This window comes from Streptomyces sp. Ac-502 (assembly GCF_045222935.1).
Taxonomy (GTDB): Bacteria; Actinomycetota; Actinomycetes; order Streptomycetales; family Streptomycetaceae; genus Streptomyces; species Streptomyces monomycini.
The window spans coordinates 2,038,090-2,063,451 of sequence record NZ_JBHFFO010000001.1 but is presented as its reverse complement, the minus strand read 5'-3'; the positions used below and the strand labels follow the sequence as shown (position 1 = coordinate 2,063,451).

15 protein-coding genes, 3 rRNA genes, 2 pseudogenes and 1 riboswitch are annotated in these 25,362 nt (G+C 68.2%); of the genes and pseudogenes, 15 read left to right on the top strand and 5 right to left on the bottom strand.

The window, feature by feature from the left end; translation table 11 throughout:
• Positions 1-38: 38 nt before the first annotated feature.
• The gene (locus tag ACEXOX_RS09315; protein WP_406519918.1) at positions 39-971 is read left to right on the top strand and encodes a hypothetical protein; all 933 of its coding nucleotides are present in this window, start codon (positions 39-41) and stop codon (positions 969-971) included.
• Between the two features lie 157 nt (positions 972-1,128).
• On the opposite strand, the gene ptsP is transcribed toward ACEXOX_RS09315, so the two are convergent.
• Together ptsP and ACEXOX_RS09305 are read right to left on the bottom strand one after the other, a co-directional pair.
• Positions 1,129-2,799: a phosphoenolpyruvate--protein phosphotransferase gene (gene ptsP / locus ACEXOX_RS09310; RefSeq protein ID WP_406519917.1), complete on the bottom strand. Its 1,671-nt coding sequence runs from the start codon at positions 2,797-2,799 to the stop codon at positions 1,129-1,131.
• Between the two features lie 78 nt (positions 2,800-2,877).
• Entirely contained in the window at positions 2,878-3,327 is a 450-nt protein-coding gene (locus ACEXOX_RS09305) for a PTS glucose transporter subunit IIA (RefSeq protein ID WP_030018096.1), read from the bottom strand.
• Between the two features lie 616 nt (positions 3,328-3,943).
• Between ACEXOX_RS09305 and ACEXOX_RS09300 the strand changes: the two genes are divergently transcribed.
• The 13 genes and pseudogenes from ACEXOX_RS09300 (at position 3,944) to ACEXOX_RS09240 (ending at position 19,981) form a co-directional block, all read left to right on the top strand.
• Positions 3,944-5,472 (top strand): 16S ribosomal RNA (locus tag ACEXOX_RS09300).
• A 302-nt stretch (positions 5,473-5,774) separates the two neighbouring features.
• Positions 5,775-8,895, top strand: a 23S ribosomal RNA gene (locus ACEXOX_RS09295).
• A 76-nt stretch (positions 8,896-8,971) separates the two neighbouring features.
• Positions 8,972-9,087: ribosomal RNA gene (gene rrf, locus ACEXOX_RS09290) — 5S ribosomal RNA — on the top strand.
• The 16S, 23S and 5S rRNA genes sit together here, the layout of an rRNA operon.
• Before the next feature lie 268 nt (positions 9,088-9,355).
• The gene (locus tag ACEXOX_RS09285) at positions 9,356-9,964 is read left to right on the top strand and encodes a CDP-alcohol phosphatidyltransferase family protein (protein WP_030019924.1); all 609 of its coding nucleotides are present in this window, start codon (positions 9,356-9,358) and stop codon (positions 9,962-9,964) included.
• A 117-nt stretch (positions 9,965-10,081) separates the two neighbouring features.
• Entirely contained in the window at positions 10,082-12,577 is a 2,496-nt protein-coding gene (locus ACEXOX_RS09280; protein WP_406519916.1) for a sugar phosphate nucleotidyltransferase, read from the top strand.
• A gap of 116 nt (positions 12,578-12,693) precedes the next feature.
• Positions 12,694-13,607: pseudogene (locus tag ACEXOX_RS09275) on the top strand (DUF881 domain-containing protein).
• The gene (locus ACEXOX_RS09270) at positions 13,604-13,936 is read left to right on the top strand and encodes a small basic family protein (protein ID WP_003984969.1); all 333 of its coding nucleotides are present in this window, start codon (positions 13,604-13,606) and stop codon (positions 13,934-13,936) included. Before ACEXOX_RS09275 ends, ACEXOX_RS09270 begins: the two are co-directional and overlap by 4 nt.
• Positions 13,937-14,088: 152 nt before the next feature.
• Positions 14,089-14,922: a DUF881 domain-containing protein gene (locus tag ACEXOX_RS09265; RefSeq protein WP_406519915.1), complete on the top strand. Its 834-nt coding sequence runs from the start codon at positions 14,089-14,091 to the stop codon at positions 14,920-14,922.
• Between the two features lie 147 nt (positions 14,923-15,069).
• The gene (locus ACEXOX_RS09260) at positions 15,070-15,885 is read left to right on the top strand and encodes an FHA domain-containing protein (RefSeq protein ID WP_208870149.1); all 816 of its coding nucleotides are present in this window, start codon (positions 15,070-15,072) and stop codon (positions 15,883-15,885) included.
• 17 nt (positions 15,886-15,902) lie between these two features.
• Positions 15,903-16,649, top strand: coding sequence for a MerR family transcriptional regulator (locus tag ACEXOX_RS09255; protein WP_030019929.1), 747 nt, complete (start codon positions 15,903-15,905; stop codon positions 16,647-16,649).
• 53 nt (positions 16,650-16,702) lie between these two features.
• Positions 16,703-17,175 (top strand): annotated as a pseudogene (locus ACEXOX_RS09250) (bifunctional nuclease family protein).
• A 186-nt stretch (positions 17,176-17,361) separates the two neighbouring features.
• Positions 17,362-17,964, top strand: a complete 603-nt coding sequence (locus ACEXOX_RS09245; protein WP_030019930.1) for a MerR family transcriptional regulator — start codon at positions 17,362-17,364, stop codon at positions 17,962-17,964.
• Between the two features lie 337 nt (positions 17,965-18,301).
• Complete coding sequence (locus tag ACEXOX_RS09240) at positions 18,302-19,981, top strand: DNA polymerase IV (protein ID WP_406519914.1); 1,680 nt, start codon at positions 18,302-18,304, stop codon at positions 19,979-19,981.
• On the opposite strand, the gene ACEXOX_RS09235 is transcribed toward ACEXOX_RS09240, so the two are convergent.
• On the bottom strand, positions 19,885-20,274 hold the full coding sequence (locus ACEXOX_RS09235) for a PRC-barrel domain-containing protein (protein WP_030019932.1): 390 nt from the start codon (positions 20,272-20,274) through the stop codon (positions 19,885-19,887). The two genes, ACEXOX_RS09240 and ACEXOX_RS09235, sit on opposite strands and share 97 nt — an antisense overlap.
• 114 nt (positions 20,275-20,388) lie before the next feature.
• A riboswitch (glycine riboswitch) is annotated at positions 20,389-20,486 on the top strand.
• A gap of 187 nt (positions 20,487-20,673) precedes the next feature.
• Between ACEXOX_RS09235 and gcvP the strand changes: the two genes are divergently transcribed.
• Positions 20,674-23,559 (top strand): aminomethyl-transferring glycine dehydrogenase, encoded by a 2,886-nt coding sequence (gcvP, locus tag ACEXOX_RS09230; RefSeq protein WP_406519913.1) that lies wholly within the window; start codon positions 20,674-20,676, stop codon positions 23,557-23,559.
• Positions 23,560-23,719: 160 nt separating this feature from the next.
• Here gcvP and ACEXOX_RS09225 read toward each other — a convergent pair whose 3' ends face one another.
• Both ACEXOX_RS09225 and ACEXOX_RS09220 read right to left on the bottom strand, forming a co-directional pair.
• Positions 23,720-23,926 (bottom strand): DUF5999 family protein, encoded by a 207-nt coding sequence (locus tag ACEXOX_RS09225; RefSeq protein ID WP_030019934.1) that lies wholly within the window; start codon positions 23,924-23,926, stop codon positions 23,720-23,722.
• Positions 23,927-24,290: 364 nt separating this feature from the next.
• On the bottom strand, positions 24,291-24,878 hold the full coding sequence (locus tag ACEXOX_RS09220) for a hypothetical protein (protein ID WP_406519912.1): 588 nt from the start codon (positions 24,876-24,878) through the stop codon (positions 24,291-24,293).
• Positions 24,879-25,362: the final 484 nt, after the last annotated feature.

Here is a 25,362-nt window from a genome sequence, read left to right as displayed (position 1 = left end):
TCGCCGAGCGAGCAGCACACACCGACCGAGGGGGAGTCATGACCACACCGTCCCGACGCACCGCACGCACCGCTCTGGGCGGCCCCGCCGCCGCACGCCGCATGCTGCGCCGCGAGATCCCGAGCACCGCCGCCGTCCTGGCGGACGCCCAGGACTTCGCGGCCATGCGCCGCTACCGCACCTTCCCGTTCGACGACCACACCGCCTACCTCCAGCAGATGGAGACCCTGCTGCGCTCACTGACCGCCCAGGGCATCCACACCACCGTCGCCCTCTTCGACCCCGTCGCGTACGAGACCTTCTGCACGGACGCGGACCTGGACCCCGACCGCCCCGACAGCCGCTCCCGCTACACCGCCGAACTGGCCTGCACCGGCGCCACTCTGCCGTACACCGGCGAATCCCTGTCCCGACTGCTGCCCGTCCTCGTCGACGAAGCGGAACGCCAGGCGACCTGGGACCGCGCCACGGCGCTCCTCGCCCGCACGGGAACCTGTGCGGACTGCGGCGAGGACCTGGCGCGGGCCGCCTTCGCCCGCGCCTCCCGCGCGCTCACCAGCCTGCTGGACACCCTCGGCGACGGCACCCACCACCTGGTGTGCAGCGTCCCCGCGAGCGGCGCCCCGCTGCTCGCCGTGCTGCACGCCGACTCCCGCGACGACGGGCGGCTGGAGCTGTCCGAAGCCGCGACGCTCGTCTTCTGCACGGTCCTCGCCGCCGGCGTCGCCCTGCGCAGCCCCGGCGGCATCGTGTCCCGTACGGACGAGACCGCCGGGCGCGACACGGTCCGCGGCTGGGTCCTGCGCGACGCCTGGCTGCACCCGCTCAGCGCCGCCGAGGTCTTCACGGCCTACTGCACGGACGCCGACACCGGCGAACCCGTCCCGCCCGAGCCCGGCGTCGACTACCACGCGGGCCTCACCCTCCCCGACCCGCCACCGACCGACGGACACGACCACAGCCACCACTGACACGGCGGCCGGACAACCCGCCGCAAACGCCGGACGGCCGCCCCGCCACAAGGGCGGGACGGCCGTCCGTACCAGCGTTGTTCTGCCTGCCCGGCAAGGGCCGGAGGTCCGGCAAGTCACTGCCGGGCCGCTCCCGCCGGGGAGCACGCCCCGGGGATCACTCCCCGGAGAGCACCGCCTGCGCGGCGGCGCGCGCGTCCTCGGCGGTGTCCGCGGCCCGCGCCGCGGAGGCGGCCCGCTCACACTGGGCCAGCGTGTGCTTCGCCAGCGTCGCGCGCACGTAGGGAATCGACGCCGCGCCCATGGACAGGCTCGTCACGCCCAGACCCGTCAGCACACACGCCAGCAGCGGATCGGAGGCCGCCTCGCCACAGACACCACAGCTCTTGCCCTCGGCCTTCGCCGACTCGGCCGACAGCGCCACCAGGTCGAGCAGCGCCGGCTGCCACGGGTCCTGCAGACGCGAGACCGCACCGACCTGACGGTCGGCGGCGAAGGTGTACTGCGCCAGGTCGTTGGTGCCCAGCGAGAGGAACTCGACCTCTTGCAGGATCGACCGGGCGCGCAGCGCCGCGGACGGGATCTCCACCATCGCGCCGAACTTGGCCTGAAGCCCGGCCTCCCGGCACGCGTCCGCGAACGCCTTGGCGTCGGTCCGGTCGGCCACCATCGGCGCCATGACCTCAAGGTAGACCGGCAGCCCCTCGGCGGCCTGGGCCAGCGCGGCCAGCTGCGTACGGAGCACCTCGGGGTGGTCCAGCAGCGTCCGCAGACCCCGCACGCCCAGCGCCGGGTTCGGCTCGTCGCCCGGCGTCAGGAAGTCCAGCGGCTTGTCCGCGCCCGCGTCCAGCACCCGCACCACGACCCGGCCCTCGGGGAAGGCCTCCAGCACCTTGCGGTACGCCTCGGCCTGCTTCTCCTGCGACGGCGCCTGCTTGCTGTCGTCCAGGAAGAGGAACTCGGTACGGAACAGCCCGACACCCTCGGCGCCCGCCTCCACGGCCGCCGGCACGTCCGACGGACCGCCCACGTTGGCCAGCAGCGGCACCTTGTGCCCGTCCGACGTGGCACCCGGGCCGGTCGAGGCCGCCAGCGCGGCCCTGCGGGCCGCGGCGGCCTGCTCCAGCTCCGCGCGCTTCTCGGCGCTCGGGTCCACGAAGATCTCGCCCGTGCTGCCGTCGACGGCGACGACGGTGCCCTCGACCAGCTCACCCGCGCCCGGCAGCGCGACCACGGCCGGCACCCCCAGCGCCCGCGCGAGGATCGCGCTGTGGCTGGTCGGCCCGCCCTCCTCGGTCACGAACCCGAGCACCAGCGTCGGGTCGAGCAGCGCGGTGTCGGCCGGCGCCAGGTCCCGCGCGATCAGTACGTACGGCTCGTCGCTGTCCGGCACACCCGGCATCGGCACGCCGAGCAGCCGCGCGACGATACGGTTCCGCACGTCGTCGAGGTCCGCGACCCGCCCGGCCAGGTACTCGCCGGCACCCGCCAGCAGCGCCCGGTAGGCGGCGAACGCGTCGTACACACCGCGCTCGGCGGTGCTGCCCACGGCGATGCGCCGCTCGACGTCTGCCATCAGCTCGGGGTCCTGGGCCATCATGGCCTGGGCTTCCAGTACGGCCTGGGCCTCGCCGCCCGCCAGGTTGCCCCGCGCGATCAGGTCGGCGGCCACAGCTTCCACGGCCTTGCGGGCACGCCCCTGTTCGCGCTCCGCTTCCTCGGCGGGAATCTGCTTGGCCGGCGGTTCGAGGACCGCCGTGCCCATGTGCCGCACCTCGCCGATCGCCACACCGTGGCTCACGCCGACGCCTCGCAGCGTTGTCTCCATCTCACCCGTCTCCGGTTGGTGCGGCGGTCACTGCCGCCGCGGTGGTTGTCGTACCTGCCGTCACGACGGCAGCAGGGGCTACTGCCAGCTGAAGAGCTGCTCGCCGGCCTTGACGTCGCCGTCCTCGACGACCTCGCCGAGGGAGTCGGCGGTCGCCTCCAGCGCGACGACCGGGCAGACCGGCGACTTGCCGGCCTCTTCGACGGCGGCCGGGTTCCAGCGCACGACGGCCTGGCCGCGGGTGACGGTGTCACCCTTGTTGACGAGCAGGTCGAAGCCCTCGCCATTCAGCTGCACGGTGTCGATACCGAGGTGCGTGAGCACGCCGTGGCCCTCGCTGTCGACGACGACGAACGCGTGCGGGTGCAGCGAGACGACGACGCCGTCAACGGGCGACACGGCCTCGGAAGGCTCGCGCACGGGGTCGATGGCGGTACCGGGACCCACCATCGCGCCGGAGAACACCGGGTCGGGCACGGCCGCGAGTCCGATGGCGCGTCCAGCGAGCGGGGACGTCACGGTGGTCATGGGAGTCCTCCCAGGGGTGGAGATCTTTCAGGCCGCCGTCACTACCTGTCCTGGACGGCGCACCGATCAGAGCGTAAGTCATAAGAAGTGACGGTTCCGCACGCGCGACACCACCCTCGGAGCAGCGCCCCCGGACCCCCGGAGCAGCACCCCCGGGGAATCGATTTGCCCCGCCCGACGCGGCCCTGTACTGTCTGACACCTGCCCCGGTCCGACAGAACGCGATCACCTCGCGGAACGGACGGCGGGCAGCACTCCTTCAGAACTGATCGAGATTTTCGACCTCTTTTCTGCATGCTTGCGGAAAACATGGTGGTCTGAAAGCCCGAAACGGCCTGATAGAGTGGTGGAACACCGAAGGGAAGCGCCCGGAGAGCCTGGTGAAACAGGCACAAAGGAAGCGTCCGTTTCTTGAGAACTCAACAGCGTGCCAAAAGTCAACGCCAGATATGTTGATACCCCGTCCACCGGCAGCAGCCGGAGGATGAGGTTCCTTTGAAAAGCCCACCAGCACTTAACGGTGCGGGTGGCACACACAGCGAGGACGCTGTGAACGGGAAGCCTATTCCGCTTCCTGTTCCGCTCTCGTGTGTGTTGACCCGATTACGGGTAAACATTCACGGAGAGTTTGATCCTGGCTCAGGACGAACGCTGGCGGCGTGCTTAACACATGCAAGTCGAACGATGAACCTCCTTCGGGAGGGGATTAGTGGCGAACGGGTGAGTAACACGTGGGCAATCTGCCCTGCACTCTGGGACAAGCCCTGGAAACGGGGTCTAATACCGGATATGACACACGACCGCATGGTCTGTGTGTGGAAAGCTCCGGCGGTGCAGGATGAGCCCGCGGCCTATCAGCTTGTTGGTGGGGTAATGGCCTACCAAGGCGACGACGGGTAGCCGGCCTGAGAGGGCGACCGGCCACACTGGGACTGAGACACGGCCCAGACTCCTACGGGAGGCAGCAGTGGGGAATATTGCACAATGGGCGAAAGCCTGATGCAGCGACGCCGCGTGAGGGATGACGGCCTTCGGGTTGTAAACCTCTTTCAGCAGGGAAGAAGCGCAAGTGACGGTACCTGCAGAAGAAGCGCCGGCTAACTACGTGCCAGCAGCCGCGGTAATACGTAGGGCGCAAGCGTTGTCCGGAATTATTGGGCGTAAAGAGCTCGTAGGCGGCTTGTCACGTCGGATGTGAAAGCCCGGGGCTTAACCCCGGGTCTGCATTCGATACGGGCAGGCTAGAGTTCGGTAGGGGAGATCGGAATTCCTGGTGTAGCGGTGAAATGCGCAGATATCAGGAGGAACACCGGTGGCGAAGGCGGATCTCTGGGCCGATACTGACGCTGAGGAGCGAAAGCGTGGGGAGCGAACAGGATTAGATACCCTGGTAGTCCACGCCGTAAACGTTGGGAACTAGGTGTGGGCGACATTCCACGTCGTCCGTGCCGCAGCTAACGCATTAAGTTCCCCGCCTGGGGAGTACGACCGCAAGGCTAAAACTCAAAGGAATTGACGGGGGCCCGCACAAGCAGCGGAGCATGTGGCTTAATTCGACGCAACGCGAAGAACCTTACCAAGGCTTGACATACACCGGAAACGTCTGGAGACAGGCGCCCCCTTGTGGTCGGTGTACAGGTGGTGCATGGCTGTCGTCAGCTCGTGTCGTGAGATGTTGGGTTAAGTCCCGCAACGAGCGCAACCCTTGTTCTGTGTTGCCAGCATGCCCTTCGGGGTGATGGGGACTCACAGGAGACTGCCGGGGTCAACTCGGAGGAAGGTGGGGACGACGTCAAGTCATCATGCCCCTTATGTCTTGGGCTGCACACGTGCTACAATGGTCGGTACAATGAGCTGCGATACCGCGAGGTGGAGCGAATCTCAAAAAGCCGATCTCAGTTCGGATTGGGGTCTGCAACTCGACCCCATGAAGTTGGAGTTGCTAGTAATCGCAGATCAGCATTGCTGCGGTGAATACGTTCCCGGGCCTTGTACACACCGCCCGTCACGTCACGAAAGTCGGTAACACCCGAAGCCGGTGGCCCAACCCCTTGTGGGAGGGAATCGTCGAAGGTGGGACTGGCGATTGGGACGAAGTCGTAACAAGGTAGCCGTACCGGAAGGTGCGGCTGGATCACCTCCTTTCTAAGGAGCACTTCTTACCGAGTTCGCTCGGTCAGGGGCCAGTACATCGGCGAATGTCCGGTGCTGGTTGCTCATGGGTGGAACGTTGACTACTCGGCACACTTGGCTCACTGGTCACTAGTACTGCTTCGGCGTGGAACGTGTCAGGGGGGCGAGGGTGTCGGGCACGCTGTTGGGTGTCTGAGGGCACGGACGGAGACGTCTGTACCTTCAACGCCGGCCCCAGTGAACTCGCCGAGTGTGGCGGGGTGGTGGGTGGCTGGTCGTTGCTTGAGAACTGCACAGTGGACGCGAGCATCTGTGGCCAAGTTTTTAAGGGCGCACGGTGGATGCCTTGGCACCAGGAACCGATGAAGGACGTGGGAGGCCACGATAGGCCCCGGGGAGCTGTCAACCAAGCTTTGATCCGGGGGTGTCCGAATGGGGAAACCCGGCAGTCGTCATGGGCTGTCACCCGCTGCTGAACACATAGGCAGTGTGGAGGGAACGCGGGGAAGTGAAACATCTCAGTACCCGCAGGAAGAGAAAACAACCGTGATTCCGGGAGTAGTGGCGAGCGAAACCGGATGAGGCCAAACCAGTCACGTGTGATACCCGGCAGGGGTTGCGTGGTTGGGGTTGTGGGAGTTCTCTTGACCGGTCTGCCGGCCGGTCGGCGAGTCAGAAACCGTTGGTGTAGGCGAAGGACATGCGAAAGGTCCGGCGTAGAGGGTAAGACCCCCGTAGCTGAAACATCAACGGCTCGTTTGAGAACCACCCAAGTAGCACGGGGCCCGTGAAATCCCGTGTGAATCTGGCGGGACCACCCGCTAAGCCTAAATATTCCCTGGTGACCGATAGCGGATAGTACCGTGAGGGAATGGTGAAAAGTACCGCGGGAGCGGAGTGAAATAGTACCTGAAACCGTGTGCCTACAAGCCGTGGGAGCGTCGCTATGCAGCTTGCTGCATAGTCGTGACTGCGTGCCTTTTGAAGAATGAGCCTGCGAGTTTGCGGTATGTTGCGAGGTTAACCCGTGTGGGGAAGCCGTAGCGAAAGCGAGTCCGAAGAGGGCGTTGAGTAGCGTGCCCAAGACCCGAAGCGGAGTGATCTAGCCATGGGCAGGTTGAAGCGGAGGTAAGACTTCGTGGAGGACCGAACCCACCAGGGTTGAAAACCTGGGGGATGACCTGTGGTTAGGGGTGAAAGGCCAATCAAACTCCGTGATAGCTGGTTCTCCCCGAAATGCATTTAGGTGCAGCGTCGTGTGTTTCTTGCCGGAGGTAGAGCACTGGATAGGCGATGGGCCCTACCGGGTTACTGACCTTAGCCAAACTCCGAATGCCGGTAAGTGAGAGCGCGGCAGTGAGACTGTGGGGGATAAGCTCCATGGTCGAGAGGGAAACAGCCCAGAGCATCGACTAAGGCCCCTAAGCGTGTGCTAAGTGGGAAAGGATGTGGAGTCGCAGAGACAACCAGGAGGTTGGCTTAGAAGCAGCCACCCTTGAAAGAGTGCGTAATAGCTCACTGGTCAAGTGATTCCGCGCCGACAATGTAGCGGGGCTCAAGCACACCGCCGAAGTCGTGTCATTGCAGTACATACCCCTAACGGGGACTGTGATGGGTAGGGGAGCGTCGTGTGCCGGGTGAAGCAGCACCGGAAGGTAGTTGTGGACGGTTCACGAGTGAGAATGCAGGCATGAGTAGCGATACACACGTGGGAAACGTGTGCGCCGATTGACTAAGGGTTCCTGGGTCAAGCTGATCTGCCCAGGGTAAGTCGGGACCTAAGGCGAGGCCGACAGGCGTAGTCGATGGACAACCGGTTGATATTCCGGTACCCGCTTTGAAGCGCCAAACATCGAATCCATTAATGCTAAGGCCGTGAAGCCGCCCTGGAGTCTTCGGACGAAGGGGAGTGGTGGAGCCGCTGATCCAAGGTGGTAGTAGGTGAGTGATGGGGTGACGCAGGAAGGTAGTCCAGCCCGGGCGGTGGTTGTCCCGGGGTAAGGGTGTAGCCCGTGCGGTAGGCAAATCCGTCGCACGTTAAGGGTGAGACCTGATGCCGAGCCGATTGTGGTGAAGTGGATGATCCTATGCTGTCGAGAAAAGCCTCTAGCGAGTTTCATGGCGGCCCGTACCCTAAACCGACTCAGGTGGTCAGGTAGAGAATACCGAGGCGTTCGGGTGAACTATGGTTAAGGAACTCGGCAAAATGCCCCCGTAACTTCGGGAGAAGGGGGGCCATTGCTGGTGATGAGTTTTGCACTCTGAGCTGGTGGTGGCCGCAGAGACCAGCGAGAAGCGACTGTTTACTAAAAACACAGGTCCGTGCGAAGCCGTAAGGCGATGTATACGGACTGACGCCTGCCCGGTGCTGGAACGTTAAGGGGACCGGTTAGCTCCATTTCGGTGGGGCGAGGCTGAGAACTTAAGCGCCAGTAAACGGCGGTGGTAACTATAACCATCCTAAGGTAGCGAAATTCCTTGTCGGGTAAGTTCCGACCTGCACGAATGGCGTAACGACTTCTCGACTGTCTCAACCATAGGCCCGGTGAAATTGCACTACGAGTAAAGATGCTCGTTTCGCGCAGCAGGACGGAAAGACCCCGGGACCTTTACTATAGCTTGATATTGGTGTTCGGTTCGGCTTGTGTAGGATAGGTGGGAGACTGTGAACTCGTCACGCCAGTGGCAGGGGAGTCGTTGTTGAAATACCACTCTGGTCGTGCTGGATGTCTAACCTGGGTCCGTGATCCGGATCAGGGACAGTGTCTGGTGGGTAGTTTAACTGGGGCGGTTGCCTCCTAAAGAGTAACGGAGGCGCCCAAAGGTTCCCTCAGCCTGGTTGGCAATCAGGTGTTGAGTGTAAGTGCACAAGGGAGCTTGACTGTGAGACTGACGGGTCGAGCAGGTACGAAAGTAGGGACTAGTGATCCGGCGGTGGCTTGTGGAAGCGCCGTCGCTCAACGGATAAAAGGTACCCCGGGGATAACAGGCTGATCTTCCCCAAGAGTCCATATCGACGGGATGGTTTGGCACCTCGATGTCGGCTCGTCGCATCCTGGGGCTGGAGTCGGTCCCAAGGGTTGGGCTGTTCGCCCATTAAAGCGGTACGCGAGCTGGGTTTAGAACGTCGTGAGACAGTTCGGTCCCTATCCGCTGTGCGCGTAGGAGTCTTGAGAAGGGCTGTCCCTAGTACGAGAGGACCGGGACGGACGAACCTCTGGTGTGCCAGTTGTCCTGCCAAGGGCATGGCTGGTTGGCTACGTTCGGAAAGGATAACCGCTGAAAGCATCTAAGCGGGAAGCCTGCTTCGAGATGAGGGCTCCCACCCCCTGGAGGGGTTAAGGCTCCCAGTAGACGACTGGGTTGATAGGCCAGATATGGAAGCCCGGTAACGGGTGGAGTTGACTGGTACTAATAGGCCGAGGGCTTGTCCTCAGTTGCTCGCGTCCACTGTGTTAGTTCTGAAGTAACGAACTCGCCTTGCCGGCTGGAGTTGTTATCTTCATAGTGTTTCGGTGGTCATAGCGTTAGGGAAACGCCCGGTTACATTTCGAACCCGGAAGCTAAGCCTTTCAGCGCCGATGGTACTGCAGGGGGACCCTGTGGGAGAGTAGGACGCCGCCGAACTCCTTTTGATAGTGGGAAGCCCCGCACCGTATGGTGCGGGGCTTTCTGCGTTGTGCGCCCAGGCCCCGGCCGGCGGCGTGGCCGGAAGGCAGCAAGTCCCGGTAGGCAGCACGCCCCGGAAGGCGCCCGGCGGCCCCGGCGAACCGCTCACCGGTTATGTGGGATGTTGTCGGGCGGTATCCGGACAGGGCACCCGCGGTGTGCCGGGCCGGAGCGGCCAGGTAAGGTCAGGGGGCATCGTCGGTACGTTCCCACAGGAGGCCCCCGGGTGGAGGTCCAGGAGACGCGCGTCCAGACGGATCGTGTCCTCACCATCCCGAATATTTTGAGCATGGCTCGTCTCGTCGGCGTGCCGGTGTTCCTGTGGTTGATCCTGTGGAAGGAGTTCGGCGGCCCGGACACCAAGTACTGGGCGCTGCTGGTCCTGGCGCTGAGCGGCGTCAGTGACTACCTCGACGGCAAGCTGGCCCGCCGCTGGAACCAGATCAGCAGCCTGGGCCGGATCCTCGACCCGGCCGCCGACCGGCTGTACATCCTCTCCACCCTGGTCGGCCTGACCTGGCGCGGAATCCTTCCGCTCTGGGTCACCGCGGCCCTGCTGGCACGTGAACTGATGCTGCTGATCGCGGTCGCGGCCCTGGCCCGCCACAAGTACGGACCTCCCCAGGTGAACTTCCTGGGGAAGGCGGCTACATTCAACTTGATGTACGCCTTCCCGTTGCTGCTGCTCAGCGACGGAGAAGGCTGGCTCCACACGCTCGCTGAAATTTTCGGATGGGCGTTCGCCGGATGGGGTACAGCACTGTATTGGTGGGCAGGGATCCTCTATGTGGTCCAGGTCCGCCGGCTCATCAAGGCGGACACCAAGGCCGACTGAACTCGCCGTATGTTTTCGCACCCGGCTCGACCGGGTGCCGAAGGCGGAGAACGGTAACTCTCCCGGACGGGCGAAGTCGGCAGGACCGTCGTCTGTTTCGAGGAGGACGCTTCCGACATGAAGGCCGTTGTGATGGCCGGTGGTGAAGGCACCCGCCTTCGCCCCATGACGTCGAGTATGCCCAAGCCGCTGCTGCCCGTGGCCAACAGGCCGATCATGGAGCATGTGCTGCGGCTGTTGAAGCGGCATGGGCTCAGCGAGACCGTAGTGACCGTGCAATTCCTGGCGTCGCTCGTCCGGAACTACTTCGGTGACGGGGAAGAGCTCGGTATGGAGCTCACCTACGCCAACGAGGAGAAACCGCTCGGGACGGCGGGCAGCGTGAAGAACGCCGAGGAGGCGCTCCGCGACGACGCTTTCCTCGTGATCTCCGGAGACGCGCTCACCGACTTCGATCTCACCGACCTGATCCGTTTCCACAAGGAGAAGGGCGCGCTCGTCACCGTCTGCCTCACGAGGGTCCCCAATCCTCTGGAATTCGGTATCACGATCGTCGACGAGGAAGGCAAGGTCGAGCGTTTCCTGGAGAAGCCGACCTGGGGTCAGGTCTTCTCCGACACGGTGAACACGGGCATCTACGTCATGGAGCCCGAAGTATTCGACTATGTGGAACCCGACGTCCCGGTGGACTGGTCGGGTGATGTCTTCCCGCAGCTCATGAAGGAGGGCAAGCCGGTCTACGGCTATGTCGCCGAGGGCTACTGGGAGGACGTCGGTACCCACGAGAGCTATGTGAAGGCCCAGGCCGACGTCCTCGAGGGCAAGGTCGACGTGGACATCGACGGCTTCGAGATCTCGCCGGGGGTCTGGGTCGCCGAGGGCGCCGAGGTGCACCCGGACGCGGTACTGCGCGGCCCGCTGTACATCGGCGACTACGCCAAGGTGGAAGCCGGCGCGGAGCTGCGCGAGCACACCATCGTCGGGTCGAACGTCGTCGTCAAGAGCGGCGCCTTCCTGCACAAGGCCGTGGTGCACGACAACGTGTACATCGGGCAGCAGAGCAACCTGCGTGGCTGTGTGATCGGCAAGAACACCGACATCATGCGGGCGGCCCGGATCGAGGACGGAGCCGTCATCGGCGACGAGTGCCTCGTCGGTGAGGAATCGATTGTTCAGGGCAACGTCCGGGTCTATCCGTTCAAGACCGTCGAGGCCGGTGCCTTCGTCAACACCTCGGTGATCTGGGAGTCCCGCGGCCAGGCGCACCTGTTCGGTGCCCGCGGCGTCTCCGGCATCCTGAACGTCGAGATCACCCCCGAGGTCGCGGTCCGGCTCGCCGGCGCGTACGCCACAACCCTGAAGAAGGGGTCCACGGTCACCATCGCCCGGGACCACTCCCGGGGCGCGCGGGCGCTGAAACGCGCGATGATCTCCGCGCTTCAGACCAGCGCCATCGACGTACGGGACGTGGAGAACGTGCCGATGCCGGTCGCCCGGCAGCAGACGGCCCGGGGCAGCGCCGGCGGCATCATGATCCGTACGACACCGGGCGTACCGGACTCCGTCGACATCGTGTTCCTCGACGAGCGCGGTGCCGACCTCTCGCTGGCGCGCCAGCGCAAGCTGGACCGGGTCTACGCGCGCCAGGAGTACCGCCGGGCCTTCCCCGGCGAGATCGGTGACCTGCACTTCCCGTCCAGCGTCTACGACTCCTACACCGGGTCGCTGCTCAGGTCGCTGGACACCGAGGGCATCGGCGAGGCGGGGCTGAAGGTGGTCGTCGACGCCTCCAACGGCAGCGCCGGCCTGGTGCTGCCCAGCCTCCTGGGGCGGCTCGGCGTCGACTCGCTGACCATCAATCCCGGTCTGGACGAGTCCCGGCCGACGGAGACCGCCGACGCCCGGCGCGCCGGGCTGGTCCGGCTGGGGGAGATCGTGGCCTCCGCGCGGGCGGCCTTCGGGGTGCGGTTCGACCCGGTCGGCGAGCGGCTGTCACTGGTGGACGAGCGCGGCCGGATCATCGAGGACGACCGGGCGCTGCTGGTCATGCTCGACCTGGTGGCCGCCGAACGGCGCAGCGGCCGGGTGGCGCTGCCGGTGACCACGACCCGTATCGCCGAGCAGGTGGCGGCGTACCACGGCACGCAGGTGGAGTGGACGACCACTTCGCCCGACGACCTGACCCGGGTGGGGCGCGCGGACGACACCATTTTCGGTGGTGACGGCCGCGGCGGGTTCATCATTCCGGAATTCAGCAGCGTCTTCGACGGCGCGGCGGCGTTCGTCCGGCTGATCGGGCTGGTGGCCCGTACCCAGCTCACGCTCAGCCAGATCGACGCGCGGATCCCGCGGGCGCATGTGCTCAAGCGGGACCTTGCGACGCCGTGGGCGGTCAAGGGCCTGGTCATGCGCCATGTGGTGGAGGCCGCCGGCGACCGGTCGGTGGACACCACCGACGGCGTACGGGTGGTCGAGGCCGACGGGCGGTGGGTGCTGGTGCTGCCGGACCCGGCGGAGGCCGTCACCCATCTGTGGGCGGAAGGCCCGGACGACGCCTCGGCCCAGCAGCTGCTGGACGAGTGGTCGGCGGTGGTGGACAGCGCGGGCCGCTGACCCCCGGCGGGCGTGAACGCGTCCGTACCGTCCCGTGACGCCACCGGCGTGCCGCGATTCGGCGCGCCGGTGGGGCCATTGGGTGACTGCGGCGCCGACGTGCGACGATGTGCGGCATGTCGCAGCAGCGCCCCGATCGGAGCACCCCTCACCAGGCCTCGCGCCCCGACGCCTCGATGTCGCTGCTGACCAACGTCATGGACCACGCCCTGGACGACGGGTACGCGGAAGCGGCGGAGCGCAAGGCCGCGGCAGGGGTGCGGGGCCTGCCCCGTACCCTGCGGGCCAAGTTGGGGCTGGCGGCGGGCCTGGTGCTCGCCGCGGTGGTAGTGACGGTCGGCGCCGCCCAGGCGCGGATATCGGCTCCCACCCTGGCGAAGGAACGCGAAGAGCTGATCAACCGTATCGAGCACGGCACGGCCGACGCCGACGCGGTGCAGAAGCGGGTCGACGCGCTCCGCGACGATGTGGGGGCGATGCAGCGCGAGGCGCTGAAGAAGCACGGCGGCGACCGGGCCGAGCTGCTGGCGCTGCTGGCCGGCTCGACGCAGGTGACCGGCCCCGGGGTGAAACTCGTCGTCGACGACGCCAAGTCGGCCAAGTCGAGCGGCGGGGGGCCGCGGAGAGCACCGGCTTCTCGGACACCGGGCGGCTGCGCGACCGGGACCTGCAACGGGTCGTCAACGGTCTCTGGGCGTCCGGCGCCGAGGCGGTCTCCGTCAACGAGCAGCGGCTGACGTCCCTCTCGGCGATCAGAGCCGCGGGAGACGCCATACTGGTCGACAACAAACCGCTGGTGCCGCCGTACACGGTGCTGGCGGTGGGGGACGGGCACAAGCTCGCGACCGCGTTCCAGGACAGTGCGGACGGCCAGTACTTGGACGTGCTGCGCAAGAACTACGGGATTCGTACGAAGATTTCCGCGGAGAACGAGGTCAGGCTGCCGCCCGCGCCCAGTTTGATCGTACGTACAGCACAGCCGAAGGCCGGTGCCCCGGGTGGCGCCGACACAGGGAAGGGCACATCGTGATCGCCGTACTGGGCCTCATCGTGGGAGTCGTGGTCGGGCTTGTGGTCCGACCCGTGGTGCCGACGGTGGTCGAGCCCTACCTGCCGATCGCTGTCGTCGCGGCGCTGGACGCCGTCTTCGGCGGTCTGCGCGCGATGCTGGACGGCATCTTCGACGACAAGGTCTTCGTCGTCTCGTTCCTGTCCAACGTGGTGGTCGCCGCGCTCATCGTCTTCCTCGGCGACAAGCTCGGCGTCGGCGCCCAACTGTCCACCGGTGTGGTCGTCGTACTGGGCATCCGCATCTTCTCCAACGCCGCGGCCATCCGCCGGCACGTCTTCAGGGCCTGATGCCGATGGCTACGGACGACACCCCCGAGCGGGACGGCACGCCGCCGCGACCGGGCGGGGACCCGCGGGAGCCGCGGCAGAAGCCGCCCGGCGGGTCCGGCGGTGCGGACCGCGGGCCCGGTGGAGCGGACCGGCCGGCCGATCGGCGGCCGATGCCGCCCGAGAGCCGGTCGCAGGAGCCGCAGGAGGGCGCGGGACGCGCCGCTGACGAGGCGCCGGCGGCAGGTACGGACCAGGTGGCCGGGCCCGGCGCGGCAAAGCCGGAGATGACCGGACGGCAGCGTCTGGCGGCCGGTCTGTGGCCGCCGCGGGTGACCCGGGCCCAACTGATCGTGGCTCTGCTGCTGTTCATTCTCGGTCTCGGCCTGGCAATTCAGGTACGTTCCACGAGTGACAACAGCGCACTACGGGGCGCGCGGCAGGAGGACCTGGTGCGCATCCTGGATGAATTGGACAACCGTTCGCAACGCCTGACGGATGAACAGCGCAGGCTGGAGGGCCAGAAGACCGAGCTGGAGAACAGCTCGGACCAGGCCGAGGAGGCCCGGAAGCAGACCGTGGAGAAGGAGCAGCAGCTCGGCGTGCTGGCGGGGACGGTGGCGGCCCAGGGGCCGGGCATCAACCTGACCATCAACGATCCGACGCACTCCGTCGAGGCGGACAAACTGCTGGACACCGTCCAGGAGCTGCGGGCGGCCGGGGCCGAGGCCATTCAGATCAACGACGTACGGATCGTGGCCGGTTCGTACCTGTCGGACGTCCGCGGCGGCGTGGAGGTCGACGGCAGACGCGTCACCCAGCCGTACCGTTTCAAGGTGATCGGCAAGCCCGAGGACCTGGAACCGGCGCTGAACATCCCTGGCGGTGTGGTGCAGACTTTGGAGAAGGAGCAGGCCACTGTGTCGGTGAGCCGTGACGGGAAGATCATCGTGGACGCCTTGCGGGAGGCGAAGCGGCCTGACTACGCTCGGTCGTCATCGCGGTGAGCCGGCGACGAATGCGGACGCTTCGGGTCGGGCATGAGGGAGCGGGGGTCGGCGCACCGTACGGGTGGTGCGTGGTGGAAACTGTGTGAAGGCCACGGACGTTAACAAGATGTCCGGATCGGCCGGTGTGTGCATCGAGGGTTCGTCCTGCCCCACGGGCGGGTCTGTTTCGTTCAAGGGGAATCGCCCGTGAAGTTGTTTGCAAAGCTGTTCGGCAAGAGCGCACGCCAGGAGGGCGGCAGCGGCTCGGCCAAGCACCGTGCCTCGCGCCAGCCCGAGGAGAGCGGTGCCGGCGGAGAGCGTCCGCTCTTCCGCGACCAGGTCGGTGGCCCCGGAGCGCCGGGTGCTCATTCTGTTGACCCCTCCGTGCCCGGCCGCATAGGTTCCCAGGGACCGTCGGCCGCGAACACGGGTGGAGGGGTTGCCTTGCCGGTCTGTACGAGGTGCGGTCACCGCAACGCCGAGGCGAGCCGGTTCTGCTCCAACTGCGGAGCGCCGCTGCGCCCCGGGGCGCAGGCCGAGCGTGCTTCCGAGACGACCTCCACCATCTCCATCTCGGGGCTGGAGGCGTACGACGCGGAGACGACGGGGCAGACGGCGGTGCCGTCGCTGTCCCCCGAGGCGCAGGCGGCCGTCGAGGCGCTGCCCATGGGCTCGGCCCTGCTGGTCGTGCGCCGCGGCCCGAACTCGGGCAGCCGCTTCCTGCTGGACGGTGACCTGACGACGGCCGGGCGGCACCCGCAGAGCGACATCTTCCTGGACGACGTGACGGTCTCGCGCCGACACGTGGAGTTCCGCCGCGGTCAGGACGGCGGCTTCACCGTCGCCGACGTCGGCAGCCTGAACGGCACGTACGTCAACCGTGAGCGCATCGACTCGGTGCCGCTCGCCAACGGTGACGAGGTCCAGATCGGCAAGTTCCGGCTGGTCTTCTACGCGAGCCAGCGGGGCGTCGGCTTCTGACCGGCCAAGGAAGGTATATGCACCGCACTGCGCCGGGTGGTGCCGGGTCCGCCGGCACCACCTCGGACGGCAAGCTGATGAGCATCGGTACGGTGCTCAACGCGCTGCGCGACGAGTTCCCCGAGGTCACCATCTCCAAGATCCGTTTCTTGGAGGCCGAGGGGCTCGTCGAGCCGCGGCGCACCCCGTCCGGGTACCGCAAGTTCAGCGCGGACGACGTCGCCCGGCTGGCGGCCGTCCTGCGGATGCAGCGTGACCACTATCTTCCGCTGAAAGTGATCCGCGAGCACCTGGACGCCCTCGCCCGGGGCGAACAGGTGCCGCTGCCGGCGCCCGCCGCGCCCGCGGGGGAGCTGTTCGAAGGTCTCGGCGAGTCGGCCGGTGACCTGCCCACGGCCGCCCGCATCGGCCGGGCGGAGCTGCTGGCCACCGCGGAGGTCGAGGAGGCCGAGCTCGCCGACTGGGAGGCGTACGGACTCATCGTCCCGGACGCCGACGGCGGGTACGACATCGAGGCCGTGACGGTCGCCAGGCTCGTCGCCGAACTGGGACGATTCGGTCTGGAACCCCGCCATCTGCGGGCGGTCAAGGCGGCCGCCGAACGGGAGGCCAACCTCGTCGAGCAGGTCGTCGCGCCGCTGCGCCGGCACCGCAATCCGCAGACCAGGCAGCACGCCGAGGCCACGGCCAGAGAGCTGGCCACGCTGTCCGTACGGCTGCACGCGGCCCTGGTCCAGTCCGCCCTGCGGGTCCGGCCGACGTGAGCAATGGGTGGCCCGACTACCCAAACCGCCCGGGCACGTCCTAGGGTTGCTGTGTGAACGAGCTCGATGTCGTGGGTGTCCGGGTGGAAATGCCTTCCAACCAACCGATCGTGCTCCTACGGGAGGTAGGAGGCGACCGTTACCTGCCCATTTGGATCGGGCCGGGGAGGCCACCGCCATCGCCTTCGCCCAGCAGGGGATGGCCCCTGCCAGGCCGCTGACGCACGACCTCTTCAAGGACGTGCTGGAAGCGGTGGGCCAGGAACTGACCCAGGTCCGCATCACGGACCTGCGCGAGGGGGTCTTCTATGCCGAACTGGTCTTCGCCAGTGGTGTCGAGGTCAGCGCCCGTCCGTCCGACGCCATAGCGCTGGCGCTGCGCACCGGTACGCCGATCTACGGGACCGACGGGGTCCTCGACGACGCGGGCATCGCCATCCCGGACGAGCAGGAGGACGAGGTGGAGAAGTTCCGCGAGTTCCTCGACCAGATCTCGCCCGAGGACTTCGGCACCAACAGCCAGTGAGCCGGGTGCGCGGAGGGCCGTCTTCCGCGCATTCGAGTAGCCTTTCCCCGTCCTGGGGCACGAGAAACCACTCGCAGGGTGATTATCACTCGGCGTGGCGAGCGCGGCGATCGTTGACGCACCCCGAGTGACTGCATACCGTCGATAAGGCAGGTCCCGTCCGGGACGTGGAGGACGGAGGTCGGCGTGGCAATCACCGGCGACGGTACGGCGGCGGAAGGGGCGTTGCCGCTCCACCCCGGGGCTGTTGACCGCACCCCGGCACAGGCCGCCGAAGTGCCGGCGGACCGCGGGGCGGAAACCATCGGCTACCGAGGCCCGACGGCGTGCGCGGCCGCGGGGATCACCTACCGCCAGCTCGACTACTGGGCCCGTACGGGGCTCGTCGAGCCGAGCGTACGGCCCGCCTACGGGTCGGGCACCCAGCGGCTCTACAACTTCCGGGACGTCGTCGTCCTGAAGATCGTCAAGCGGCTGCTGGACACCGGGGTGTCCCTGCAGAACATTCGCACCGCCGTCCGGCACCTGCGCTCGCGCGGGCTGTCCGACCTGGCGAGGATGACCCTGATGAGCGACGGCGCGACGGTCTACGAATGCACCTCGCCCGACGAGGTCGTCGACCTGCTCCAGGGCGGGCAGGGTGTCTTCGGCATCGCGGTGGGCGTGGTGTGGCGCGACGTGGAGGGCGCGTTGTCGCAGCTCCACGGCGAGCGGGTGGACACCGGCGAGACGCTGGTCCGGCACAACCCGCACGACGAACTGGCGCGGCGGCGCAACCGGGCGGGCTGAGCGGCCGTACGGGGCGGCGTGGCGTTCCAGGTGCCGGAGCCGGCGCGACGTTTTGAGGCCGGGCCCCTGGCGGGTCGATTTCGGCTCGCCGGGGCGGGACCGGGTGTGACGGCGCGGGCCTCCGGGTGAGGTGATCGAATCCCGCCGTCGGGCGCCGGCCGCCTCGTACGCCCGTCACGGCGGCCCGGCGCGCCTCTGCCGCAACAGGAGCACCCCTGACGCCCCCGGGCCCCAGAAGGCTTTTCCAGTGCCTCGAAGGGTGCCTCAAGGCCCTTCCGGACTCGTCCGGCGAGGCCGGGCGGCGCGATTGTCAGTGGTGTGGGGGAGCATCAGTCGTGTGAGACGTGCGCCGACGATCCTGCATCTGGACATGGATGCGTTCTTCGCGGCCGCCGAGCAGGCGGCCAAGCCGAGCCTGCGCGGAAAGCCCGTGGTGGTCGGCGGGATCGGCCCGCGCGGCGTGGTCTCCACGGCCTCGTACGAGGCCCGGGTCTTCGGGGTCCGCTCGGCCATGCCCACCGCGCAGGCCCGCCGCCGCTGTCCGAACGCGGCGTACCTGACCCCGCGCTTCACCCTGTATCGCCAGGTCAGCGACGTGGTGATGGAGCTGCTCCACGAGCTGTCGCCGCTGGTGGAGCCGCTCAGCCTGGACGAGGCGTTCGTGGACCTGGAAGCGGGCGGCGTCGCGGCGGACACCGCGGCGGTGCGGGCGGTGGGGGAGCGGCTGCGACGGGACATCCGCCGCCGGACGGGACTGACCGGGTCGGTGGGGCTGGCCGGAGCCAAGATGCTGGCCAAGATCGCCTCGGAGCAGGCCAAGCCGGACGGCCTGGTGGTCATCGAGCCCGGCACCGAGCGGGAGCTGCTCGGCCCCATGACGGTGCGTACGCTGCCCGGCGTCGGCCCGGCCACGGCGGAGGCCCTGCGCCGGGCGGGCATCCACACGGTCGCCGAGACGGCGGAGGCGGGTGAGGCGGAGCTCGTACGGCTGCTGGGCAAGGCACACGGCGCCGGGCTGTACGCGATGGCGCTGGGCCGCGACGAGCGGCCCGTGGTGGCCGAGCGGGACGCGAAGTCCATATCGGTCGAGGACACCTTCGAGGTGGACCTGACGGACCGGACGCGGGTGCGCGCCGAGCTGACGCGCCTGGCGGACCGGTGCGTGCAGCGGCTGCGGTCGGCCGGGCGGTCCGGCCGGACCGTCGTGATCAAGGTGCGTAACTACGACTTCTCGACGCTGACCAGGTCCGAGACGCTGCGCGGGCCCACGGACGACCCGGGGGTGGTGCGGGAGGCCGCGGCCCGGCTGCTGGACCTGGTGGACACGACGGGCGGCGTACGGCTGCTGGGCGTGGGGGTGACCGGCCTCGCGGATTACACGCAGGAGGACCTGTTCGCCCAGGTGGCGACGGAGAAGGCGGCCGAGGAGGAGGCCGAGCGGGAGCGCCGGGCGGCCGACGAGGCCGCGCGCATGGCTGTCGACGAGCCCGAGCGGCCCCGGCGCTGGCTCCCGGGGCTCGACGTGATCCACGACGAGCACGGGGCGGGCTGGGTGCAGGGCAGCGGCGTGGGCCGGGTGACCGTCCGGTTCGAACAACCGTGGTCCGGGCCCGGGCGGGTGCGCACGTTCCCGGTCGAGGATCCCGCGCTGCGGCCCGGCGAGCCGCTGCCGCTGGTGGGCGGTCCGCCGGACGGGTGGCGTGACGGTCTGCCCGGTGGGGCGGGCGGCTCCGGCGGCCGTGGGGACCGCGAGGCCGGGAGGCTGGACGGGCCTGCTCCGGAGAGCGGCGGTCCCGCGGGGCCCGGGCCGGCCGTCGGGCCGGGACAGGCCGGTGGTCCCGCCGCCCTCGGGAAGACCACCGCGCCCGGCGACGGCGAATCGGAGGAGTCCGGCACCCACGAAGCTGCTCCGCCCGGCGTTCAGTCCTCCGCGCCGGCCACTCTTCCGAACTCCGTGTCGGCCGGTGCGGCGTCCGACCCGGGCACGGGATCGGGGGCCGGGATGTCCAGACGGTAGTGGTGATAGAGCTGTAGTTCCTGCTCCGGCGAGAGGTGGCGGCCCACCCCGAAGTCCGGCGCGTCCCTGATCAGCTTGCGGTCGTAGGGGACGTGCAGCGCCTCGTCGACCAGATCGCTGGGCTCCAGGGGTACGAACGCGTCCCGGCTGAAGATCCCGGTGCGTACGGCCGCCCATTCCGGTTCACCGGTCGCGTCGTCCAGGTACACCTCGTCGACGGTGCCGATCTTGGTCCCGTTCTTGTCGAACGCCTTGCGGCCGATCAAGCTGCGGGGATCGATATCGGTCTGCACGGTCCCTCCAAGTGGTCGCAACTGCCTTGTGACAACTACCAAACGGCACAATTCATGCCCCGGCCACTCGAAGGAACGCCCGTTCGCCGCGCTGGTAGGCTGGCGAACGGCTGTCGACCCCATGCGGGAGAGTCCTTCGTCGATCTTGGCGTAGGCGCCGAAGGAGCAACTCCTCCCCGGAATCTCTCAGGCTCACGTACCGCATGGACGAGGTCACTCTGGAAAGCAGGGCGGGCCACGGACGGGCACAGCGCCGGAACCCTTCCTCACCGACGGTGAAAGCCGGTACCGCGTGCGGGACCGGTGAAGCTCTCAGGTTGAGATGACAGAGGGGAGGCCGTCCGGGCACCAGCGCCGTGGTGCCCCGCGCAGGTCGAAACGACCAGGAGGCCCCCGCAGATGACCACCACCCGCAGCTCCCTGACCGAGCTGGAACGAGGCACCCCGTTCGAGCAGCGGCATATCGGCCCCGGCCCGGAGGCCCAGGCCAAGATGCTGGCGCAGGTCGGGTTCGGATCGCTGGACGAACTGACCGCGGCCGCCGTACCGGACGTGATCAAGAGCGCGGAGGCGCTGGGCCTGCCCCAGGGCCGTACGGAGGCCGAGGTCCTCGCCGAGCTGCGGGCGCTCGCGGACCGCAACCAGGTGCTCGCCCCGATGATCGGGCTCGGTTACCACGGCACGTTCACCCCGCCGGTGATCCTGCGCAACGTGATGGAGAACCCCGCCTGGTACACGGCCTACACCCCGTACCAGCCGGAGATCTCCCAGGGCCGGCTCGAAGCGCTGCTCAATTTCCAGACCATGGTCGCCGACCTGACCGGACTGCCGACCTCCGGCGCCTCGCTGCTGGACGAGGGCACGGCCGCCGCCGAGGCGATGTCTCTTTCGCGGCGGGTGGGCAAGGTCAAGCAGGGCGTCTTCCTGGTCGACGCCGACTGTCTGCCGCAGACCGTCGCCGTGATCGAGACCCGCGCCGAGCCGACCGGCGTCGAGGTCGTGGTGGCCGACCTGTCCGAGGGTATCCCGGCGGAGGTGGCCGAGCGCGGTGTCTTCGGCGTGCTGCTCCAGTACCCCGGTGCCTCCGGCGCCGTACGGGACCCGCGTGCCGTCATCGAGCAGGCGCACGAGCTGGGCGCGATCGTGACGGTCGCCGCCGACCTGCTGGCGCTGACGCTGCTGACCTCGCCGGGCGAGCTGGGCGCCGACATCGCCGTCGGCACCACGCAGCGGTTCGGCGTCCCGATGGGCTTCGGCGGCCCGCACGCCGGATTCATGGCCGTACGGGAGAAGTTCGCCCGCAGCCTGCCCGGCCGGCTGGTGGGTGTCTCGGTGGACGCCGACGGTGACAAGGCGTACCGGCTCGCCCTCCAGACGCGCGAGCAGCACATCCGCCGGGAGAAGGCCACCAGCAACATCTGCACCGCGCAGGTGCTGCTCGCGGTGATGGCGGGCATGTACGCCGTCTACCACGGCCCGGACGGCCTCGCGGCCATCGCGCGCCGTACCCACCGCTACGCGTCCATACTCGCGGCGGGCCTGCGGGCCGGCGGGGTGGAGGTCGTGCACGGCGGCTACTTCGACACGCTGACCGTACGGGTGCCGGGCCGGGCCGCCGAGGCCGTCGCCGCGGCCCGCGAGGCCGGCGTCAACCTGCGGCTCGTCGACGCCGACCTGGTGGGCGTCGCCTGCGACGAGACCACCGGACGCGCGCAGGTGCACGCGGTGTGGAGGGCCTTCGGAGTCGAGGCCGACATCGAGCAGCTCGACGCGACCGTGGCCGACGCGCTGCCCCAGGGGCTGCTGCGCGGCGACGCGTACCTGACGCACCCGGTCTTCCACCAGCACCGTTCCGAAACCGCCATGCTGCGCTACCTGCGCCGCCTGTCGGACAAGGACTACGCGCTGGACCGCGGCATGATCCCGCTCGGCTCCTGCACCATGAAGCTGAACGCGACGACCGAGATGGAGCCGGTCACCTGGCCCGAGTTCGGGCAGCTGCACCCGTTCGCGCCGGTCGAGCAGGCGCATGGCTACCTCACCCTCATCGCGGAGCTGGAGGAACGTCTCGCCACGGTCACCGGCTACGACAAGGTCTCCATCCAGCCGAACGCCGGCTCGCAGGGTGAACTGGCCGGCCTGCTGGCCGTACGGGCGTACCACCGCGCCAACGGTGACGACCAGCGCACCGTCTGCCTGATCCCGTCCTCCGCGCACGGCACCAACGCCGCCAGCGCCGTGATGGCCGGCATGAAGGTCGTCGTCGTCAAGACCGGCGAGGACGGCGAGGTGGACACCGACGACCTGCACGCCAAGATCGAGCAGTACCGGGACCAGCTCGCGGTGCTGATGGTGACCTACCCGTCCACGCACGGCGTGTTCGAGGCGCACATCACGCAGATCTGCGCGGCCGTGCACGACGCGGGCGGTCAGGTGTACGTGGACGGCGCCAACCTCAACGCGCTGGTCGGCCTCGCCGAGCCCGGCAAGTTCGGCGGCGACGTCTCGCACCTGAACCTGCACAAGACCTTCTGCATCCCGCACGGCGGCGGCGGCCCCGGCGTCGGCCCGGTCGGCGTGCGCGCCCACCTCGCGCCGTACCTGCCCAACCACCCGTTGCAGCCCACCGCGGGCCCGGAGACGGGTGTCGGGCCCATTTCGGCGGCGCCGTGGGGTTCCGCGGGCATCCTCCCCATCTCCTGGGCGTACGTCCGGCTGATGGGCGGCGAAGGCCTCAAGCGCGCCACCCAGGTCGCGGTGCTCGGCGCCAACTACATCGCCAAGCGCCTGGAGCCGCACTACCCCGTGCTCTACACCGGCCCCGGCGGCCTGGTCGCGCACGAGTGCATCATCGACGTACGGCCGCTGACCAAGGCGACCGGGGTGAGCATCGACGACGTAGCCAAGCGGCTGATCGACTACGGCTTCCACGCGCCGACGATGTCCTTCCCGGTGGCCGGCACGCTGATGATCGAGCCGACCGAGAGCGAGGACCTGCACGAGCTGGACCGCTTCTGCGACGCGATGATCGCGATCCGCGCGGAGATCGAGAAGGTCGGCTCGGGGGAGTGGGACAAGGACGACAACCCGCTGCGCAACGCCCCGCACACCGCGGCGGCGCTCGGCGACGCGTGGACGCACCCGTACACCCGGGAGGAAGCGGTCTTCCCGGCCGGCGTCGAGGCGGCGGAGAAGTACTGGCCGCCGGTACGCCGGATCGACGGTGCGTTCGGTGACCGCAACCTTGTGTGCTCCTGCCCGCCCATGGAGGAGTACGACGGCTGATCCGCCGTCGGCGCGCACCGCTCACGGTCGCGCGCCACCCGAAGGGCCCTCGGCGTCGACGCCGGGGGCCCTGTTGTCCGTTGTGCTCAATTGTCGGCCGGCCGTCGGTCCGTACCGTGCCGTGCTGTGCGGTTCCGCGCGGTGCCGTGTGCCGATGTGATCAGGCGGCGGTGGCCACGTGCGGCGTGCCCAGGACCCGGTGCGGTGCGATGACCTGGCCGTCCGGCAGCAGTTCGCCGGTGTCCTCGAACAGGAGGACACCGTTGCACAGCAGGCTCCAGCCCTGCTCCGGGTGGTGCGCCACCAGATGGGCGGCCTCCCGGTCGGCGGAGTCTGCGGTCGGGCACGGCGGTTGGTGCTGGCACATGGATGATGTCTTTCGCTGCGATGTGGTCTGATTCGTCCTGCGGCTCGACGAGATACTCATGGCCGCTCCCCCGTTTCAGTAGGTCGATACCAGTGTTGCCCCACGGGCCGGATTCCGCAGGGATTTGGCTGCAGCGGCACTCACTAGATAATGACGCATCACCCGTGCGGTCGGTTCATTTCAAGTGCGTCCCCCTCACGGGGCGTTGGGAGCTGGGCGGCCGCGTACTCTGCGCGGGTGAGCGCAGCGGAGCGCCCCGCGTCCGTGAGGGGCGCGGGGCGCGTTCCTGTGGGGCGGTGTGCTCCTGTGCGCGGTTGCGTCGTACGGCCGCGGCCGGTCGCCGTGGAGGACCCCCTGCCGGGTCTCAGGCCGGCGACCCCAGCAGGGGTACCGGCGCGAGGCGCAGGGTCAGCCGGGGCAGCAGGTCCGCCACCCGGTGCGGCCGGTGGGCGGCGATGCCCGGCGGGGCCGGCGCCAAGGGGACGAGGACGTCACCCGGGGCGGGCACCCCCTCGGCGCCGTCCGCCGAGACGTCGTGGTGCAGCCACAAAGTGAGCATGTACAACTCCGGCACGGACAGCAGCCGCGGCTGGTACGGGGTCGGTACGGACTCCGCCTGTCGCAGTGCCCGTTCGGTCGATGTGACGTAGGGGCCCTCGCAGAAATGCGAGAAGGTCCAGCCGTCGGCCGTGAGCATGGCTTCCGCGGTCGCCACCGACCGTTCGCCGCTGCGGATCAGGAAACGCCAGCCGGTGAGCCGGGTGCGGGGCGGCCCGGCGGGGTGGCTGACATCGTCCAACACGTATACGGGAAGGGGGAGTTCGGGGCTCAGCGGGCCCTGGTGGGCACGGAGGGCGGGGGTGCGGGCCTCGCGCACGGCGGTGGGGGAACCGAGGGCGGCGAGGACGCTGCGGAGGGCAGGCGCGGGGGCAGGGGGAACATGCAGCGGCATGGTGGGTCGCCTCTCACTTGGGAGACACGGTGGTGCTGGGCATGGTGCGGACGGCGTCGTCAGCGTGCGGGGTCAGAGCGCCGGTACTTGGCCGACCGGGGATGTCGGCCCGGCGGGGTCAGCCGCTTTGCCACAGCCCCGGTGGAACACCGCAACGCTGGGCGCCAACTCTCTGCCTCGTCAGCGAAGTTTATACGACGTGTGTTCACCAAGTGTTTCGGCTAGCCTTTCAGTGGATTGTCGGCAAGGCGAAATCCAGACCCCTTCGAACGGGGTTTTCGGTGCCTTTGTGCGGTGTCCGGCGCCGCGGCCTGGTATTCCGCCGTGAACACGGTAGGCCGGATCCGGACGGTCATTTTGCGGATCTCGACGATATTCGCCACGAAACCCCGAGCCGGCCTCCGGTCCCGACGGTATGCCCTCGGAATGTGCCAGCCCGTACGTCTCCCGCAGCCTACCGGTTCCGGCGCACGTCCGAGGCGTT